The following is an 18422-nucleotide window of genomic DNA, read 5'->3' as shown; positions in this document are numbered from 1 at the left end:
AGGGTCACGTGTGTGGTGAAGGAGCACCGAGGCAGGTTCGGTGTGGACGTTGAGATAACTGAACCTGTGGCTGGGGTTGAAGCGTTCATCGACTTTGTGCTCCTGGCTGAGCCGGGAGTGCAGGTCGGCCCCGAATCATTCCCGCCGATCGGCTCAGTTATCAAGGCGGTCACGCTCGACTTCATGCCATGGGGAGAGCTCCGTCTCTCGGCACGGGAATCATCTATTCAGCGGGCGGTCGAAGGCGGTATTAACTAGGGTGTTTCATTTATTGGAAATGGCGGCTAGCCCGGCGTTACTGTCTAGGTAGGCAACTTGCTGGCCGGCCGGCGGTGTTGCGGTCGCATTTTCGCGGCACAGGCCGGCCTTTGGCCCGCAAAGTGGTGCGCAGGTGCCGCTAAACGGTCTCCAGGTCCAGCTCCGCAGGCTCGCCGTCGATGCCGTACTCAAGGACGTACAGCAGTTCTCCGGTGAAATCGGTATAGGTCTTGCCCGGCGGGGCCAGAGCAGCACCGTTCTCCGGGCAGCCGCCAGGAGGTAGCTACGCCTCGATGACGGCCTGCTTCGCCAGCAGATCCGCCGGGGCTGGGAGTGGCGCAGCGTGTGCGAAAGCGTTGGTTGGCGGGACTAGTGAAGCCGTAGGCGCGACCATGCGGAGTGCGCCGAGGCGTCCTGGCCCAGGTTCCAGTGCCGCGCGTCGCGTAGTTCGCCGAGTAGCAGGTAGTGCAGGAACAGATAGCAGCTTGCGGGGACCCGCGCGTGCCTCTGTCGTTGAGCTTTTCACCCCAGCCATCAGCCGATCGGAGACCCGGGTGCCAAGGAAGCCTCGACTCACCCTGGATGAACACCTTGAGATGGGCCGTGTTCTTGCCGGCATCCGTGATGAGCTTGCCCACCGGGCGGTCCAGCTCGATGCGGTGTACCCGAGCAGGGGACCCGAGGGCGTACCCCACAAGAAGGTGGGTGCCGCTCTGCGGGCGCTGGACGAGGCGCGGAGCGCCTTGGAGGCCCTGTTGTCCCGCGAGCACCCGGAGGCGGCCGAGACCACCGTCTACTACCCCTACCCTGAGGACCGCAGCGTCGTCATCGCGCCCGATAGACCCGCATCGTGAATACCGACTGGACTGACTGCTGTGCTCGGACCCTCTCTGGCACCAGTAGCGGGCACCGCCGCGCGGCAAGGGCGCTGAGCGGGCGTGGGGCCGGAAGATGAGCTTGCTCTGCGCTGTCGGTGTCAGCTCGGCAGCGGGGTGTCCGCCGGTGTGGTGACGATCGGTACGTCCGGGCACGCTGCGGCTTCGCGTACGAGCGCGTCGCGTTCGATGTCGTCTACCGCCAGGTGCCAGCGCGTCTTCACCGTCACCCAGTCGACCAGGTACCCGCACCGCGCGGCCGCGGCTGGCGGCAGCCACTCGGCAACGTCCCTGTCAGCCTTGCCCCGGTTACTGCGCGCGGTCACCGCGACCAGCGCTCGCGGCTCGTCCAGGTCGTTGGCGTAGGCCTGGCGGTGCGCCGCGGTCCACTGTGAGGCACCGGAGTCCCAGGCCTCGGCGAGCGGCACCATGTGGTCGATGTCGAGTCCGGACGCTCCGTCGACGTAGGTGGCGTCGTAGTAGGAGTACCAGCGGCCTCCTGACAACGTGCATCCCGCGCCGACGGCCGGAGGCTCGACGGCTTCCTGCATAAGGACCTCGGCCCTGGTCGGGCAGCCGTTCCTGTCGGCGTCGATCCAGTGCCGGAATGCCGTGCGCTCGTAGCCGAGGCGGTCCTCGCCGATGACGGGCAGCGCTGAGATCGCCTCCCGCAGGGGCAGACCGTCAGAGCCGTCGGCTGAGGCCTGCGGGACCGTCATGACTCCGCTCAGGATCCCTCCGGCAACCATGGCGACCGCCGTTCGCCGCATGCCCAGCCCCATGCCGTCTCCTGTCCTTGATCACCTTAGGCAGCCTGCGTAACGAAGATGCGGCCCGCGCGGACCCGGCACGGCGACGGATCACCCGAACGAGATACCGGGCGCGGCAGCCGCGAAGATGCGCTGCCGGACCGGGTCGTGACTGCTGCGAGAGCCCGTGGGGTGCGCACAGGGCGGGGCAGGAGGTATTGCGCGGGCCTTGCGGGGGGTGGCGGCCTATGGCGTTTGCGCCCACGCGGCCATAGCTCGGTGAGGCAGGCGGGGCGCTGTCGGCGTCCTGGGTTACGGTCGGGAGGTCCTGCTGGGACTGTCCGTTCCCGCCTGGCCTCTTAGCCCGGTCAGGCGGGAACGGTTGCGTGCTCCCTACGTTCCGGCACGGGAGCAGGCTCTTGTCGGGCAGGCCCACCGCCTGCGGGCCGGTGACACTGCCCGTCCGGGCCAGTTCCACGGTCTCGAACTGGATCCACGGGTCCAGATCGGGGTTGCTGCCCAGGATCCGGTTGAGGACCGGGACGACGTTGGCGCTCCGGAAACGGGAGCGGATCTCTTCGGCGTCCTCGGACGCCAGGCTCCTCAGGTGCTGCCAGTACTCCCGCAGGTCGGTATCGAGATCGTCGCCCGGCTCCACGGTGTCGAGGTGCTCCTGCAGGGCTATCACTGCCGGCAGGGCCGCCTTGCCGTAGGCGTTGACCTCCAGCGTCTTGCGGACGATTTCCTGCTGCAGAGTGGCGACGGCCTGCCGGTCACCATCGATGATCGCCTCCAGGTACCGGCCGAAGGAGGCACCCCACCCCGTGGACGACTCCAGGTAGGCATCGATCCCGCGCGCCATGAAAGCGGCCCTGGACCGCCACTTGGCAACCAGCCTGTCGTCACCCAGCTTGCGGGCGGTCCTGACCCCACCAAATACCAGTCCCAGGGCGCCTCCCGACGTCACATGCCCGCCCTCGGCTTTCAGGACCGGCTCGATGGTCTTCCAGGCGCTCTCCTCGTACTGCTCCGACCTGCGGTAGTCAGCCAGGTCGTGGTAGTGCTCCGACACCTTCGCCTTGGCCTGCGTCGCGATGCCCCGGAAGACCGACTCCGGCCGGGTGATACCGATCAACTGCCGCTCCAGGCGCTCCCGCTCCTCCTCGGCGCCCAAATTCTTGTAGATCTCCAGCAAGGTGTAGTCGATGCTGGCCACCCGCTCCGGCCGCCGGCACCGGTGCCAGATCTCCCGGGCGCGTTCGCCGTGGAGGAGAGCGGGCGTGTAGAGATGGGCCGCGGCGAAACGCCCGGCCAGAGTTTGATCCACCAGACCGCACGTGCGCAGGACACCCTCCCTGCGCGCCTGGTCATGCACGCCGAGCAACGCCGCCACCATGCTCCGCTCGTCGAGGTCCGCCATGACGACGGTGTTGAACTCGATGAGCCCCAGGTAGGGGCCGCGCATGGGCGCACTCTTCCCCCAGGAGGAGACCAGGCCGCGCGCCCGGCCCAGGTGCCGGTACGCAGCGTCCAGGTCCCCGATGGCGTACTCCGCGGTGGCGGCGTTGATGAGCGAGGCCGCCGTCAGATACCCGCCGCCGGGATCGGCCTCGGCCAGGATCCGCAGACCGGCCGCGATGTGCTGCCGTGGCGTCATGCCACGCACGGGCACGTTCAGGCCGCCCGCCGCGGCCCACGATGCGGCCAGCGAGACATGCGCGCGAGCCCGCTCCAAAGACGCGACAGGCTCCGAAGCCTGGACGACAGCGCCGGCCAGCATGACGGACTCCACCAGGTCGCCCACGACGGCGTGCAGCGCCGCCATGCGGGCCTTCCTGCCCGCCGACGGCTGGCGCATGTCCGCCTGCTGCAACTCCCGCAGCGTCCCCCACGGGTCGGTGTACGCCCGCTGGCCGAACAGCACCTCTTGATCCATGTGCCCCCCGATGCCCCCTCGGCTCACGCCGATGCCCGGATGGTAGCCCGGCTTAAGCACACAGATGCCCCGAATATGCACGTTGCTTCCGGTAAGGGCCCGGCACCCCACAGCCAGGCGAGCAACAGGAAGCCGTTGACATCCCGCAACAGCGAACGCCATGCTGACCCTGCTTCGGTAAATGTCGATACAGGCTAGTCACAGTCCCCACGCGAGCGGCACGGCTGCCACCCCGCCACACACAACGGCAACCGAAAACCCACCAGCAGCCCAGCCCAAGGCCCCGGCCCCACGCGACGAGCACTCGCTGATGACGCGCAACCCCAACCAGCCAACACAGGCAGCCCACCATGCGCCGGTTCAGCCGGAACGGAGACACCCACCATGACGCGCCCAACCGAATCCGGACTGCCCATCAACCCCGTCTACAACCCCACCGCCCTGAACGACTGGGACCCGACCCAACACCTCAACGCACCAGGCACCTTCCCCTACACCCGCGGCGTGTACCCCACCATGTACACCGCCCGCCCCTGGACGATGCGCCAATACGCAGGCTTCGGCACCGCCGCCGAATCCAACGCCCGCTACCAGCAACTCATCGCCCACGGCACCACCGGCCTGTCCGTCGCCTTCGACCTGCCCACCCAAATGGGCCACGACTCCAACGCCCCCCTCGCTCACGGCGAAGTCGGAAAAGTCGGTGTCGCCATCGACTCCATCGACGACATGCGCGTCCTCTTCCGCGGCATCCCCCTGGACCAGGTCTCCACCTCCATGACCATCAACGCCCCCGCCGCCGTACTCCTCCTGCTCTACCAACTCGCCGCCGAAGAACAAGGCGCCAGCCCCGACCAACTCACCGGCACCATCCAAAACGACGTCCTCAAGGAATACATCGCCCGCGGCACCTACATCTTCCCGCCTGAACCCTCGCTGCGCCTGACCGCAGACATCTTCCAGTACTGCAAATCCGAACTCCCGAAATGGAACACCATCTCCATATCGGGCTACCACATGGCCGAAGCCGGCGCCTCACCGGCCCAGGAAATCGCCTTCACCCTCGCCAACGGCATCGAATACGTCCGCACCGCCATCGCCGCGGGCATGGACATCGACGACTTCGCACCCCGCCTGTCCTTCTTCTTCGTAGCCCGCACCACGATCCTCGAAGAAGTCGCCAAGTTCCGCGCCGCCCGCCGCATCTGGGCCCACACCATGAAAGACCGGTTCGGCGCGAAAAACCCCAAGTCGCACATGCTGCGCTTCCACACCCAGACCGCAGGCGTCCAGCTCACCGCACAGCAACCCGAGGTCAACCTCGTCCGCGTCACCATCCAAGCCCTGGCCGCAGTCCTCGGCGGCACCCAGTCCCTGCACACCAACTCCTTCGACGAAGCCCTCGCCCTCCCCACCGACAAAAGCGCACGCCTGGCACTGCGCACCCAGCAGGTCCTCGCCCACGAAACAGACGTGACAGCGACCGTCGACCCCTTCGCAGGCTCCTACGCCATCGAAGCCATGACCAACGACGTAGAAGCCGCCGCCACCGCCCTCATGGCCAAAATCGAACGACTCGGCGGCGCCGTAGCCGCCATCGAACGCGGCTTCCAAAAGTCCGAGATCGAACACAACGCCTACCGCATCGCCCAGGAAACCGACACCGCCGAGCGCATCGTCATCGGCGTCAACCGCTTCCAGCTCGAGCAGGAAGAGCCCTACCAGCCGCTACGCGTCGACCCAGCCATCGAAACACAGCAAACCGAACGCATCGCCAAACTGCGGGCCTGGCGCTGCCACGAGCGAGTCGACGCCGCCATCACCCAGATGCAAAAAGCCGCCGCCGGCGACGCCAACGTCCTCTACCCGATGAAACAAGCCCTTGCAGCAGGCGCCACCGTCGGCGAAGTCTGCAACGCCCTGCGCGAGGTCTGGGGCACCTACACCCCGACCCACACCCTCTGAAACGCAATACGACGAGCACCCTCAGCGCCCACCCGACACCGCCGGCGACCCCAACAGCCCTAGTTCCGACGCAGGAGTACAGCAGCAGCTCCTACCGCCACGCTGGTCGCCAAGACCCAACCCACGAAGGAAAGGACAACGGTCAGCCACAAAGACACCCCGGCGGTGCGCCACTGGTTCTCCTGGCCGAGATCAAGGATGGGCAGCAGGAGGTCCAAGGTGAAGACGGGGGCGCTCCAGGTAGGGCCTTCGCCGGCCTTCATTGGCGCGGGCGGCCGCAGGCTGAACCAGACCGAACCGGCGAGCCAGAACAGAATGAGCCAGCCGGCCGCCCGGGCGGGTCGGTACCCGTAGCCGAACGTCACATCCTGCAGCACGTCCCACGCCCTGGCCGCCCGGCTGAGAGTCTCCCGCCTGCGACGCATACGGTTCAGCAAGACCGTATCCGCGTCGTGAGGCTCACCGCTGGCACGCAGGCATGTGGCCAACTGCTCGTACGGCTGGGGGTCGTACTCCGATGTCGCCGCGGCCAGCCACTGCAGTCTCTGCTCGATCGAAAAGACCCTGCTCGGCAGGAGCCTCCGGTAGGTGAAGCCGGAGAGGTCGAGATTGTTCTCAGGCCAGCTCTCGGCCTGGTCCACGAGAGTGTTCACCACCGCTTCGGCGAGCACTACTTCACCACCGCTCACCTCCGCAGGCGTAAAACGCAACTCCGAAGCCTGCATGCCCCGCAAGGAAAGACTCTCACCCCGCAGGTTCAGACGAACTCCTTCCAGATCGACCGCACGCCCACACCGCGCATCGTCCAGCTTCAACCCTCCCTCAACGGTGGTTTCTTGCCCCTGAGAAGGAGAAAAATAGACAGACCGGTCAACAGAAAGACGCGGCGCGTTGAGAGCCTGTCCAGCCCGAGACATCAGACGGCTTCCACGAAAGCTGAGTGAAGACCCAATCTGGGCGTCGGCAAGCGATATCTCACCAGAAGCCTGCATCCCCTCAGCCATAAGATCTTGACCAACTGTCAGCCCATCTGCTGCAAGACAACCCTGACGCCAATTTTGCAAACGAGCTTGGTTCAACAACAAGTCCATGCCGATACGGGCGTTCCTCAGCACAAGGCCACCACTGATCACACTCCGCGGCAAATGTAGGTCACCAATGGTGTGCAGCCGCGTGCCATCAAAGTGAGGGATGGTGCAATTCACGAATCGAAGTGTAGATGCGCGCGCATCGGTGACCAATATTGAATCGCCGAACGTGCACTGTTGGAACTCGACATAAGTGGCCACATCACCGCCTGACAGGTCAAGCACGCCTACGATGTGAGCACCCTTCAGCTTCAGCGCTGTGACTCTTCCGGGGAGAGCAGGAGGTCCACTCAGGAGAAGCTGCGCAAGGAACTCCGCGCGAACGCGAGACCCAACCGGACCTGGGCTCCCTGTCGGAGCGCCAGCACTCCGCTCGGACGAGCCCGGCCGCAAGTCGAGCGTCATGCCCGTACGAAACGCTTCCCAAACACCACGCTCAACCGGCGAAAGGTCAGCAGGGGCTTCCAAGTCGCCACTCATGCAGGGTGCCTCCGGTCGCGTTCGTCAGCTGCCGGCGTCCCGGCACCGAAGCCGTCTCCCCGCACCAGCAACCCGTGATCAACCCACAGATCCTGCTGCGGAGCACTCATACCTGTCCAGCTTTCCGAGAACCATGCCGCTGGCTCACTCCGAAACCTTCGCCACCTGGTCGGCAAAGCCGTCTACGGCCGGTGCCGCGGCGGGTAGTTGCTCCAGTGAACGCGGACTCAGCATGTCCTCGTCTCTGTGGCCCTTTACGTTGGAAACTGCTCCGCAGCGCTATCCCTGCCAAGACGGTTCTGGATCGCCTGGAAGCAGTCGGAAGTGAGGAAACCCGCGCCCGGGCTCGGCTGCGCCCGCGATCCAGGATGTCGTTACCATCCCTGCTTGCCCGGGCCGATGACGGCTTGCCCATCTGCCCAGCCAGGTGGTGAGCCTGCTCGTCTGGCCGGAATCGGCGTGACCGAATCAGGCACACCGTGTGCTGGGCCTGTACGGCGCTCCTTCGTCAGGGCATATGCCCGTGTCGCGACACCTGATATGCCGCAACAGGCACGAAACGGGTGGGGCCGATGAGGCTTACCGGCTGTTCGAATAACCGGAAGCGGTAGAGCCGGAAAAAGACATGATCTGGCAGACCCATTCCGGCCTGGCAAGAATCGGCATCTTGGACGAGGGCGTTGCTCCCGCAACGGTCCGTGATGCAAGGGGGATGATCCATGCTTACATCCGTGGCTGCTGGACCCACCGACGCCGTGGTCCGCACCGTTGCCGTCTTGGACGCCTTCCGCGGCCCCGATCAGCTCCAGCTCAGCGAGATCGCCGAACGCGCGGGGCTGCCGATGCCCACGGCGTACCGCTACCTGCAGGGACTGGTGCGCGCCGGCCGGGTCGAGCGGATCGGCAAGCTGGGCTCGGGTGCCTACGCTCTGACTGCGTCGGCCCACCAGCAGCAGGCCCGGCCGTTCGAGGATCTGCCGATCAGGATTGCGGACCAGTCCGCGCGCGTCGTCGGCTCGGAACTGGTGAAGTTGCAGGCCGAGACGGGCCAAGTCGCGCTGCTGTACGCGTCGGTGGGCGTGCCGCCGATGCGGATGTGCACCAGCTGGGCCATGGGCGTCCACCGCGGCACGCTCCTGACCGCGCCCACCGCGCAGCTGCACGCGCTGTGGCAGGCCCCGCTGGATGCCGACGCCTCCGGTGCGGTCATCCGCGCCTTCCGCAGCACCCTGACCAAGGTCCGCGCGCCGATGCCCGAACCCAGGCCCGCCGCGGCCAGAGCCCTGGATCTGCGACGGATCCAAGAGCAGGGCCATGCAACGGCAGCGGCCCCGGTCGAGGGCTGGCAGGCAATCGCCGTGCCGCTGTGGTGCGCGAGCACCGTAGCGGGGGCCGTGACGCTGCTTGCCCAGGAGCATCTGGCGCGCAACGTGGCACGCCGAGCCCGCTACGTCGACCGCGTCATGGACACCGCCGGCGTCATCAGCCGCCATCTCACCCGCGTCGACGTGCGCTGCGCCGTCTGACGGATCGGATCACCGCCGACGACTTCTGGAGGCGAATGACTGCTTGACGTGAGCGCCGGCCCGATCCGGTGACCTCATCGGCCTCTTGTGGTCTGCCTCGTTCGGCGGTGGGCCCTGGTGTGTCCAGCACCGTGAGCCCCGCCCGACCTCACATCACCGCTTGCCGAGTGTCCAGCTCGACGCGCGAAGCCCGGCCGTCAAGGCGGCCGGGGTTGCCGCCCCACAAGGGGCGGTCTCTGGTTCCCCTAAGAACCGGCCCCGCGCCAACGGGGCCCTTGCATGCCCGGAAGGAGGGCGTGCCCAACCATCATGCAGCATGCCCACACTGACAACCAAGACCTTCCCGCAATCCGGCCGCTGCCATCGGGCCGGCAGGACTGGAGCTCACCGGTCCTCGTCCGCGATCACGCCCTGCAGGAGACCACCACCACATCCTCCCGGCGCGTAGGCAAGGGGGACTTCCTCGAGGCCGTCCGATGGGCCGTCGAGCAACGACTCCATCCCAAGGTGAATGCCACCACCCTGATCGTGGCAAGAGACCTCGCGGGCCGCATGAACCGGCAGGGCCAGGTCCTCTACCAGAGGCTGCGCATGACGCACCGTCTCCCGGTCAGCCTGCGGACCGTGGACCGTCACGTCGCCTACCTACGCGAGCTGGGACTACTCGCCTGGGTTGTCCACGGGGCGCGCACGAACACGGGCAAGCCCGGGCAGGGCGGCTGGTCCGGCACCGCCACCATCTACGCCGCCACCGCGCCCCGCGCCTGGGACCACGCCTGCGGGCACCGCATCGCCGGCTCCGGATACACCGCACGGCGGATCGGCTTCACGCCCGCCGGACGGCAGAAGGCGATCGCCCGTGCCCGCAGCAGCGCCGAACGCGTTGCCCCGGCAGTGGCAACCGGGTCAGCGTGTGCGGCACACGCCGGGCCCGCCCCCTTCACCTCGGGAACGCCATGACCACGCTCCACACGCCTGCCGCAGGGTTCGACCGCGTAACGCTGGGGATCGGTGCTCTTCCGCATGACGTCGATCGGGACGCGCTCCACCTTCTGGACCTGGTCGCCCGGCTCAAGAGCGAGTCACCGCGGATCCTCGGTTACCCCGGCAACCGCGCCTTCGACTACTCCTTCCTCGCACCAGCGTTGGCCGTCATTCCGAACAACGTCGGAGACCCGGACAGCAGCGACCCGGACGACATCACGCACACCAAGCCCTACGAAGCCGCTGTCGTACGGTTCCTCACCGACGTAGCCCACGGAGACCCGCAGCGGACCTACGGATACATGACGGCTTCCAGCACCGAAGGCATCCTCTTCGGGCTTCACATCGCGCGCCGTCGCTTGCCGCGTGCCCCCATCTACGTCAGCGACCAGGCCCACTTCTCCATCCGCAAGTGCGCCGACTTGCTCCGCGCCGAATTGGTGACGATTCCCAGCCGTCCCGACGGGTCCATGGACCCAGACGCCCTGCACGTGGCCTGCCTCAGTCGCCGGCGCCGCGACTTGCTGACCGGGCGGATGAGTCCGCGCGGCGCGATCGTCTTGGCGACGATCGGCACCACCATGACCGGAGCGCTCGACAACCCGATCGCCCTTCGGGCGATGGCTGCCGCCGCAGGCGAGGTCCACGTGCATGCCGACGCGGCTCTCGGCGGTCTCCTCGCCGCCTACGCCCCCACACCCCGCCCCTGGGACTTCTCGGCCGGTGTGGACTCACTCCAGATGAGCATGCACAAGCTGCTCGGCTCGCCCGTCCCGGGCGGCGTCGTCCTCGCCCGCGCCGACCTGGTCCCCGCGCAGAAGGCAGGTGCATACGTCGGATCCGTCAGCGACCGCACCCTGAGCTGCTCCCGCAGTGGGCTCGCGCCCCTGATCGCCTGGCACGGCCTGCGCCGTCTCGGTGAAGCCGGGCTGTGCGCGCGGGTCCGCCGGTGTCAGGAGACCGCCGCGTACGCGATAAATCGCCTGCAGGAACTCGGCTGGCGCGCTTGGCGCGCCGACCCGTCGTCCATCACCGTCGTCTTCGACCGGCCCGCTCAGGCGGTTGTCGACCGCTGGCATCTGTCCTGCGACGAAGCCGGCCGATGCCACCTCGTAACGGTCCCCCACGTCACGCGGCACTCCATCAACGCCCTCTGCGACGACCTGGGGCCCACACAATTCGCCACCAATTCGCGTGCTGCCCGCTTGGTGGATAACCGAATCTGACCTGGGCCTGTTCACCCGCGATTCGTGCGCGTCGCCCGCGGCGCTGTTTTCACGGCTCGGTAAAGTTCCAGGCCGAGACCCGGTACACCGCAGAGTCGGGAAGTACATAGCGCCGCGCCGTCTCTGTGACGACCGCTCGCTGCCTCCGATGCCGCCCAACTCTGGGCTTACCCATGCTTCCACCTGCACAGGACTGCCACGAGTGCCGCTGCGGTTTCAGGTGTAGAAATTGCGGTCGGCATTTTTCGCCAGGCAAAATCCAGCCCGCTATGGTCACACGGAGCAGACGCCGAATGTGCCTGTCCCATCTGTGGGTGAGGGTTTCATCGCATGAAAGCGGCACTCGCGTGTTTTCGGCCAGTGAAAGCCTGAGGCCTCTGCAACTCTCGGCCGTTGCAGATGCCTTTGAAAGGCGGTCAAGTAGGTGCGCGCGCCGCACGAATTGGCTTTCCGGGCAGTCTGCCCAGCTAGCCAGGTGCGCGCCTGGAACGTCTCCACAACCCACGTATGCGTCTGCCGTGCTGCCCATCACGGCGCAGGCACGGCAGAGACGGGACCACTGATGAAGATCAACCGCAGCATTGCGGCGCTGGCCGCCACGGCCGCACTCCTGGTGGGAGGCAGCGTGGCGCTCGCGCCGACCGCATCGGCCGTCGGTTCGTCCGCCTGTACCTGGAGTCCATCGCCCCTCACCTTCAAGATCGACGGGAACGGGGTGAACTACAGAACTGGGCCGTCGACGGGTTACGCGTCCCAGGGCCTGCTCTACAGGAGCGACGGCTACATCTTCCGGGTCCAGTGCTACGGGGCGAAGAACCAGTGGGCCTACGGCTACTTGACCAAGCGGAGCGTGACCGGTCTGGCGAAGGGCCGGACCGGGTGGATCTCCACGCCGCTCCTCGGTTGGTACAGCTGACGGCCGCCTGACGGCTGGCCCCACACCTCGGCCCTCGCACCACGAAGCGCTGACCATCCTCCCCTTCGCCCGGAGTTCCCTGAGATGACTCTGCCTGCAACGGCACCACTTCGCGCGGCCGCAGCCTCAGATACTGCTGTCGGCTACGCCGCGGTGCTGCGAACCCCGCACGTGGCCCGGCTGATGTTGGCCACGCACATCGGGCGCCTGCCGTGCGGCATGACGCCGGTGGCGTTGCTGTTCGTGGCGGGCGCTGACGGGGCGAGTCTGGCGCAGCGGGGGATGCTCGCCGCGGCGTACGGGCTGGCGGCCGCCCTCAGCCAGCCGCTACTCGGGCGTCTGGCCGATGCGCGGGGGCAAACGCTGCCGCTGGCCGGCGGCGCCTCACTGTCCGCCGCGGCGCTGGCCGCCGTGACATTCCTGGACGCGACCAGGTGGCCCGCAGCGGTGTGCGTAATCGTCGCGGGCCTTGGCAGCCCACCGCTGGAGTCGTGTCTGCGCGCTCTGCTGCCGACTCTGCTCGAGCGGCGCCCGGCGGAAGTGAAGGCGGCGTATGCGCTGGACTCCAGCGCCCAGGAAGGCGTGTACGTAGTCGGGCCGCTCTTGGCCACCGCGCTCGCGACGACGATCTCTTCGGGCGCGGCGCTGCTCACCGTCACCGTGGTGGGCCTGGCCGGTGCGCTCGCGGTCGCCGCCTCCCAGCCTTCTCGTAGATGGCGGCCGCAGCCCCGCCGTGACCGTGACCTACTTGCGGCTCTGCGGCCGACAGGGATGTCGGTAGTGCTCATCGCCTACTTCTGTGTGGGCGTCGCGATCGGGGCGCTGAACGTGGCGGCCGCGGGGTCCGCGGACCGGTATGACGCGCTTTGGCTGACCGGTGCCCTGCCAGCGGCGCTGTCGCTGTCCGGGATCACCGGCGGTCTCGTCTACGGCCGGTGGGCCTGGCCCGGCAGCCGCACCACCCACCTCCACGCACTGGCCGCGCTGTTCGCACTGGCGTGGATCCCCCTGCTCATGGACCCACCGCCGGTCCTCGCACTCGCCCTGATCGCGGCGCCCGGCGGGATCTTCCTGCCGCTTCTGACAGTCGGCTACCAGGCCGTGACCGACCTTGCCGCGCCCGGCACCGTCACCGAGGCCATCGGCTGGCTGGTGTCCGCCATCAACTGCGGCCTCGCTCTTGGCACCGCGGCCGGCGGCCGCGCCGGGCCCGGCTTCCACCTGTGCGCGGCCGCCGCCCTCGCCGCCGCCCTCACGCTCCTGATCCACCGCAACCGTCCCACCAGACCTCACCGGGAGACCTCCCCATGCGTATAACCACTAAGGCCGTCACCATCGCCGCAAGTGCGGCCCTCCTCCTCGGCGGCGGCATCGCGCTGGCCCCTACCGCCTCCGCGGTCGGCTCCAGCGCCTGCACCGCCAACATCACCGACCAGGACGTCTGGCCGGACAACGGCCTCCGCTTCCGCAGCGGCCCGGGCATCAGCTACACGGCCAAGGGGCTGCTCTACACCTCCGACAGGCTCACCGCCCGCTGCCGCAAGGGCACCTCCTGGTACTACGTCTCGACCGACACCAAGACCCGCACCGGCATCGCCAAGGGCACCTACGGCTGGGTCAGCGCCAGCTACCTGGACATCCAGACCTGCACGGCCAACGCGCCGTCGTGCCCGGTCAACCGATGACCCCCTGACCCGGCCCACCGCAGACGGTGCCGCCGGCCCGGATCACCCCAACGCCCCTGTTCACGTCCGGGCGGGCGGCACCCCCATCCCGCTCTCCGAACGGCGCCTTGCGGCAGGAGACTCCCTTGATCTCGTTGCATCTCATACTCGGCCCCACCGGGGTCGGAAAGACCAGCCGCTCCGTCGCGCTCGCGCTCCGACACGAGACCCCGGTCCTGGTGCTCGATCGCGTGCAGTGCCACCCCCAGCTCGCCATCGGCTCCGGCCGCCCCACGCAGGTCGAACTGCAGGACACCGTCCGGTATTACCTGACCGAACGACCGCTCCACCACGGCGTCATCACCGCCGCCGACGCCGTCGACCGGCTGATCCACCACCGCAAGATGATCCACGACAGCGGCGTGGACCGCCTGATCCTCGAAGGCGGCTCCATCTCCATCCTCGCGGAGCTCCTGACCCGCACGGACTGGTACGAGGACGCCACCATGGCGGTCGAGTGCTGGCTGGAGGCCAGCGCCAGCGCGTACGAGGCCCGGGTCACCGAGCGCGTGGAGCACATGCTCGGCTACAGCGACCACAGCGGCCGGACGATGCTCGACGAACTTGCCGAACTGTGGCTGCACCCCGAGGCCCGCCCGCGGTTGCACAGCATCGCCGGGTACCGCGAGGTCATCGACCTGTGCGCCGCCGAGGGCCTGGACCCGATGTACCTGCGCGGCCTTGCCGCCCGCCTGCGCCGGACCCAGTGCGCGACCGCCATCACCAGCGCGCACCTGGACTACGCCCGCCGGCAGCGCCTCGCGCTGGCTACGGCGCTTCCCGAACTGGTCCAGCGCGGATTCGAGGTGACCTTGTGCGAGATCTGACCACCATCGCGTCGGCGGCCGTCGCCGCCCGTCCAGCAGACAGGCCGCGGCGGTTCGCGGTGTTCTGCGGCTCCTCGTACGGCCGCCACCCGCTCCACGGGCAGGTGGCGCGCAACACGGGCAGGCTGCTGGCGGCGGCTGGCATCGACATCGTCTACGGCGGTGCGCGGATCGGCCTGATGGGAGCGGTCGCTGATGCCGCGCTGTCGTCCGGCGGCCGGGTCACCGGCGTGATCCCTGAGGCCCTCAACCTGGCCGGTGTCGTCCACCGAGGGCTCACCTCGCTCGAGGTGGTGGCGGACATGCATGCGCGCAAGGCGCGCGTGCTGCAGCTGGCCGGTGCGATCCTCGTGCTGCCCGGCGGGCTGGGCACCCTCGAGGAAGTCGCCGAGGTGTGGTCGTGGGCTCAACTCGGCCTGCACCAGGTGCCGATCGCGCTGCTGAACACCGCGGGGTTCTACGACCACCTGATGGAGTTCCTTCGTGCCGCCGCTCACAGCGGGTTCCTGTCGGACGCGGACCTCGACCGCGTCATGGTCGACACCGACCCTGCTCGGTTGATGACCGATGTCCTGGCCCGCCTTGCCGCCGCGGAGGTATCGGCATGGTGACCACCACGGCGACCCCCGCTGTTGCCGTCCTCTCGCCGCCAGCCACCGCCCGGCGTCTGCTGACCGGCTACTTCGTCGGTATGGGTGCGCTGATGGCCGTCTGGGGAGCCCGGATGCCCGCGGTCCAGTCCGCCGCCCACCTGTCAGCTGGCCAGCTGTCGCTCGTGCTGCTGGGGGCCGCCGCCGGAATGGTCGCCGGCCTCTACGCCGGCGGGCGCATTGCCCAACGGCGCGGCCCGGCCGTCCTGCTGACCGCACCCGCCGTGGTGCTCGCCCTCGCTCTTGCCGCGCTCGGCGGGTGCCGGACGCTGCCCACGCTGATCGCAGCCGCACTCGTCTTCGGACTCGCGCACGGGCTGCTCGACGTCGGCGCCAACGTCGCGGCGGTGCAATGCCAGGACGCCTACGGCCGAAGCATCATGGCGTCCCTCCACGCCGGCTTCAGCGTGGGCGCGCTTTTCGGTGCCGCCGCGGCCGCCATGACGGCCCTCACTCCGCACAGTCGGGTCTTCCTCATTGCAGGACTGGCGGCCGCGGCCGCGGCGCTGCTCGCCTCTCCGGTCGTCCGTAGCATCAGCGACCTCCCGTCAAGCCCTGCCAACGCACACGACGACCCGGCAGGACCGGGCGCTTCAGGCCGCGCCACCGGGCTGTGGCTGCTCGGTGCCCTTGCCGCAGCCTGCCTGCTGGCCGAGGGCGCGGCCGCCGACTGGTCCGCGGTCCACTTGCACGGCCTGCACGCCACCACCGCGATATCGGCCTCCGCGTACGCGGTCTACAGCGCCGCCATGGCCACCGGCCGCCTCGCCGGAGACTGCCTCACCACCCGCTACGGCGCACCCGTTCTCGTTCGCGTGGGCGCGGTGCTCGCGTTCACGGGCCTCGGTGCCGGTCTTCTGGTCGGTACGACCTGGGCCGCACTGGCGAGCTGGGCTGCCCTGGGGCTCGGCCTGTCCACCACGGTCCCCGCCCTGATCACCGCCGCCGGACGCCACGGTCCCCGCGCTGTCGCGGCTGTGACGGCCACCGGATACATCGGCCTGCTCGCCGGACCCGCCGCTATCGGCGCCCTGGCCGCGCTCACCGGGTCTGTGCCCGTCGCCCTTGCTCTGCCCGTCCTGCTCGCGGCCGCCGTCGCCGTCACCTCCCGACACGCCCTGGAGACCTCCCGATGACCCTCCGCCCACCCGGCAGCGCGTTCGAAGCATTCGTTTTCGACTACAACGGTGTGATCGGCGTCCAACCGCCGCCCGAGGCTTGGGAACGCCTCGCCCAGCTCGCCGGCTGGCCCGCCGACCGCACCCCCCAGTTCATGCAGGCCTTCTGGGCACGCCGCAGCGGCTACGACGCCGGCGTCATCACCAGCGCCCAATTCTGGTCCTCCGGGCTGGTGCTGCGCACCGACCGCACCTTCGGCGACCTGCTGCCCGAACTCATCGCCACCGACACGGCCATGTGGACCGAAGTCGACCCCGCCGTGATCCACCTTCTGCGCGCCGCCCACCGAGCTGGAGCGCGCCTCACACTCCTCAGCAACGCGCCACACACCGTCGCGGACGCCATCGACGTCGCCGAGTGGTCCTGCAGCCTGATGTCCCGCACCATCTACAGCGCGAGGATCGGACTCAACAAGCCCCACCGCGGCGCCTACGAGGCGGCGCTCGCCGCGGCCGGATGGCCCGACCCGGCAAGCACGCTGTTCATCGACGATCGCAGCGAGAACTGCGCGGCCGCCGCACAGCTGGGGATACAGACCCTGCACTACACCGGCAAGCTCGGCGAACTCGCGCAGCACCTTCCCCAGCTGCACCCCGCACCGGCCGTCCGGGAAACGGGCACCGCGGCGTCGGTGGCCGCCTGACCGCCACCAAGCGCACCCACCAGCGGGCCGGGTGCTACAGAGAACAGTCTCTGTAGCACCCGGCCCGCTGCCCGAGGGGCTGCTGGCCGTGTCAGCTGTGCCAGTGGCCGCGCACGCCGGACAGGGTGAAGCCGGGGCCGACGGCCACAGCAAGGCCCTCGCTGCCGTTGACGGGTGGATCGGTGGGGGTCCGGGCGAGAACATCGAGCACGGCCACGCCGCCGAGGTTGCCAACCTCACGCAGCGAGTCCACGGAGTGCCAGGCAGCCTGCGGAACGAGCCCGATGCCCGCAGCCATATCGGTGATGATGCGCGGCCCGCCCGGATGGACGACGGCCCAGTCCGGCTGCCACGGGCCCATCCACTCCTGCAGCAGCGGCAGCGTGTCTACAGCAGCCCGAGCGGCCTTCTTCGTGGAGTCAAAGTGCAAGCCCTCGTGGTCGAGACGCCCCCAGTACCGGTCCAGGGAATCGGGGAGCAGGATCTCCACGCCGTCCTCCACCGCCAAACCGGACCCGAGCGGCTCATCGGTGACCAGGACAGCGCCCGCGCTGTCCCCGAATAGCGCCCGGTAGATCATGGATTCGATCGTGGTGTCCGTGCGGTGGTAGATCGCCGACAGGACCTCCGCCACGGTCACGAGCACACGGCTGCCCGGCCGGGCTCTGAGATAGTCCGCAGCCCGCACCAGGGCATGGACGCCGCCGGCGCAGGCGAGGGTGGCCAGAGGTATCCGCGACACCGTAGGGCGCAGCCCCAGGGCGCCTATAAGGTGCACGTCCAGGTTGGGGACCGCCCAGGACGTGGTGTGTGAAGTGATGACACAGTCCACTTCGGCAGCACGCACACCGGAAGCTTCAAGGGCCTGCCGGGCCGCTTGCACGGCCATCTCGGCCGCGTCACCGAAGGCCTCCTCGATCCGCTGCTGCGCGCCGCGAGGGTGGGCGACCTCCGACAGCGGCCGGGTGAAGTACCGCGTGTCCACCCCGCATCCGGTCACCGCCCGGAGGATCACGGCCAGACGGGCATGATCCGAATGGTGCGCGCGGATGTCGTCGAGGATCTCGCCGGTGGTCACCTTGTGCGGCGGCAGAACGATACGAGGACAGGTGACGAACGCGGTCAAAATCGCTCCACTCGTGCCGATCAAGAGCTAGCAAGACGTTCCGCCACGCTAAGCCAAGTCACCCAGTGCGATCACCTGTTGGGTCGTACAAATTTCAACACCCGGATTCACCAGACCGGGGTACCGCCCGGCGCCCCTGCTGCTCACCAATAGGCCGGGGGCTGCGGCCCGAAGTCCAGCAGTGCGGGATCGCCCTCCGCCGCTCGGTCACCGTCCGAAGCAGCCCGGACGGGCGGCGCCTTGGTGGCGTACGACGGCACCGGCGCCTTG

At 68.4% G+C, this 18422-nt stretch carries 17 protein-coding genes; 13 read left to right on the top strand and 4 right to left on the bottom strand.

The annotated features are described in order from the left end of the window. Positions 1–12 precede the first annotated feature (12 nt). Together CHF15_RS44520 and CHF15_RS31030 are read left to right on the top strand one after the other, a co-directional pair. Entirely contained in the window at positions 13–258 is a 246-nt protein-coding gene (locus CHF15_RS44520) for a hypothetical protein (RefSeq protein ID WP_143681676.1), read from the top strand. Between the two features lie 596 nt (positions 259–854). Beyond that, entirely contained in the window at positions 855–1112 is a 258-nt protein-coding gene (locus CHF15_RS31030; protein ID WP_089227215.1) for a hypothetical protein, read from the top strand. 122 nt (positions 1113–1234) lie between these two features. Here the strand turns inward: CHF15_RS31030 and CHF15_RS31025 are convergent, their stop codons facing one another. Together CHF15_RS31025 and CHF15_RS31020 are read right to left on the bottom strand one after the other, a co-directional pair. Further along, positions 1235–1852, bottom strand: coding sequence for an HNH endonuclease family protein (locus CHF15_RS31025; RefSeq protein ID WP_245939126.1), 618 nt, complete (start codon positions 1850–1852; stop codon positions 1235–1237). Then, entirely contained in the window at positions 1818–3818 is a 2001-nt protein-coding gene (locus CHF15_RS31020; RefSeq protein ID WP_143681675.1) for a hypothetical protein, read from the bottom strand. The genes CHF15_RS31025 and CHF15_RS31020 overlap by 35 nt, the downstream gene beginning before the upstream one ends. 384 nt (positions 3819–4202) lie before the next feature. Here CHF15_RS31020 and CHF15_RS31015 point away from each other — a divergent pair, with 384 nt between their 5' ends. Then, positions 4203–5783, top strand: coding sequence for an acyl-CoA mutase large subunit family protein (locus tag CHF15_RS31015; RefSeq protein WP_089227213.1), 1581 nt, complete (start codon positions 4203–4205; stop codon positions 5781–5783). Between the two features lie 59 nt (positions 5784–5842). Here the strand turns inward: CHF15_RS31015 and CHF15_RS31010 are convergent, their stop codons facing one another. Beyond that, the gene (locus CHF15_RS31010; RefSeq protein ID WP_322975710.1) at positions 5843–7096 is read right to left on the bottom strand and encodes an oxidoreductase; all 1254 of its coding nucleotides are present in this window, start codon (positions 7094–7096) and stop codon (positions 5843–5845) included. A 986-nt stretch (positions 7097–8082) separates the two neighbouring features. Between CHF15_RS31010 and CHF15_RS31005 the strand changes: the two genes are divergently transcribed. The 10 genes from CHF15_RS31005 to CHF15_RS30960 all read left to right on the top strand — a co-directional run bounded on the left by CHF15_RS31005 (position 8083) and on the right by CHF15_RS30960 (position 17026). Further along, positions 8083–8877, top strand: a complete 795-nt coding sequence (locus CHF15_RS31005; protein WP_179280044.1) for a helix-turn-helix domain-containing protein — start codon at positions 8083–8085, stop codon at positions 8875–8877. Positions 8878–9384: 507 nt separating this feature from the next. After that, positions 9385–9837, top strand: a complete 453-nt coding sequence (locus CHF15_RS31000) for a hypothetical protein (RefSeq protein ID WP_143681674.1) — start codon at positions 9385–9387, stop codon at positions 9835–9837. Then, positions 9834–11087, top strand: a complete 1254-nt coding sequence (locus CHF15_RS30995; protein WP_089227209.1) for a pyridoxal-dependent decarboxylase — start codon at positions 9834–9836, stop codon at positions 11085–11087. Before CHF15_RS31000 ends, CHF15_RS30995 begins: the two co-directional genes overlap by 4 nt. 562 nt (positions 11088–11649) lie before the next feature. Continuing rightward, a complete protein-coding gene (locus CHF15_RS30990; RefSeq protein WP_089227208.1) occupies positions 11650–12003 on the top strand; it encodes an SH3 domain-containing protein in 354 nt (117 codons plus the stop codon). Positions 12004–12087: 84 nt separating this feature from the next. Further along, entirely contained in the window at positions 12088–13320 is a 1233-nt protein-coding gene (locus tag CHF15_RS30985) for an MFS transporter (protein WP_089227207.1), read from the top strand. After that, positions 13311–13688, top strand: coding sequence for an SH3 domain-containing protein (locus CHF15_RS30980; protein WP_089227206.1), 378 nt, complete (start codon positions 13311–13313; stop codon positions 13686–13688). Before CHF15_RS30985 ends, CHF15_RS30980 begins: the two co-directional genes overlap by 10 nt. A 125-nt stretch (positions 13689–13813) precedes the next feature. Next, positions 13814–14554, top strand: coding sequence for an isopentenyl transferase family protein (locus tag CHF15_RS30975; protein WP_179280043.1), 741 nt, complete (start codon positions 13814–13816; stop codon positions 14552–14554). Further along, positions 14542–15165, top strand: a complete 624-nt coding sequence (locus tag CHF15_RS30970; protein ID WP_220093340.1) for an LOG family protein — start codon at positions 14542–14544, stop codon at positions 15163–15165. Before CHF15_RS30975 ends, CHF15_RS30970 begins: the two co-directional genes overlap by 13 nt. Further along, on the top strand, positions 15159–16340 hold the full coding sequence (locus CHF15_RS30965) for an MFS transporter (RefSeq protein WP_089227204.1): 1182 nt from the start codon (positions 15159–15161) through the stop codon (positions 16338–16340). The genes CHF15_RS30970 and CHF15_RS30965 overlap by 7 nt, the downstream gene beginning before the upstream one ends. Next, positions 16337–17026 carry an HAD-IA family hydrolase gene (locus CHF15_RS30960; protein WP_089227203.1) on the top strand — a complete coding sequence of 230 codons (690 nt, stop codon included), beginning with the start codon at positions 16337–16339 and terminating at the stop codon, positions 17024–17026. The genes CHF15_RS30965 and CHF15_RS30960 overlap by 4 nt, the downstream gene beginning before the upstream one ends. Positions 17027–17117: 91 nt before the next feature. On the opposite strand, the gene CHF15_RS30955 is transcribed toward CHF15_RS30960, so the two are convergent. Then, entirely contained in the window at positions 17118–18152 is a 1035-nt protein-coding gene (locus tag CHF15_RS30955; protein ID WP_089227267.1) for a PhlD, read from the bottom strand. Between the last annotated feature and the right edge of the window lie 270 nt (positions 18153–18422).

The organism is Actinacidiphila glaucinigra (genome assembly GCF_900188405.1).
GTDB classification, from domain to species: Bacteria; Actinomycetota; Actinomycetes; order Streptomycetales; family Streptomycetaceae; genus Actinacidiphila; species Actinacidiphila glaucinigra.
Note: the sequence above shows the minus strand (reverse complement) of the source record. Positions and strands in the feature narration are given on the sequence as shown.

Coding starts and splice junctions, on each gene's coding strand:
- CHF15_RS31030 (WP_089227215.1), top strand. CDS start 855: ATGGGCCGTGTTCTTGCCGGCATCCGTGATGAGCTTGCCCACCGGGCG.
- CHF15_RS31025 (WP_245939126.1), bottom strand. CDS start 1,852: ATGACGGTCCCGCAGGCCTCAGCCGACGGCTCTGACGGTCTGCCCCTG.
- CHF15_RS31020 (WP_143681675.1), bottom strand. CDS start 3,818: ATGGATCAAGAGGTGCTGTTCGGCCAGCGGGCGTACACCGACCCGTGG.
- CHF15_RS31015 (WP_089227213.1), top strand. CDS start 4,203: ATGACGCGCCCAACCGAATCCGGACTGCCCATCAACCCCGTCTACAAC.
- CHF15_RS30995 (WP_089227209.1), top strand. CDS start 9,834: ATGACCACGCTCCACACGCCTGCCGCAGGGTTCGACCGCGTAACGCTG.
- CHF15_RS30990 (WP_089227208.1), top strand. CDS start 11,650: ATGAAGATCAACCGCAGCATTGCGGCGCTGGCCGCCACGGCCGCACTC.
- CHF15_RS30985 (WP_089227207.1), top strand. CDS start 12,088: ATGACTCTGCCTGCAACGGCACCACTTCGCGCGGCCGCAGCCTCAGAT.
- CHF15_RS30980 (WP_089227206.1), top strand. CDS start 13,311: ATGCGTATAACCACTAAGGCCGTCACCATCGCCGCAAGTGCGGCCCTC.
- CHF15_RS30965 (WP_089227204.1), top strand. CDS start 15,159: ATGGTGACCACCACGGCGACCCCCGCTGTTGCCGTCCTCTCGCCGCCA.
- CHF15_RS30960 (WP_089227203.1), top strand. CDS start 16,337: ATGACCCTCCGCCCACCCGGCAGCGCGTTCGAAGCATTCGTTTTCGAC.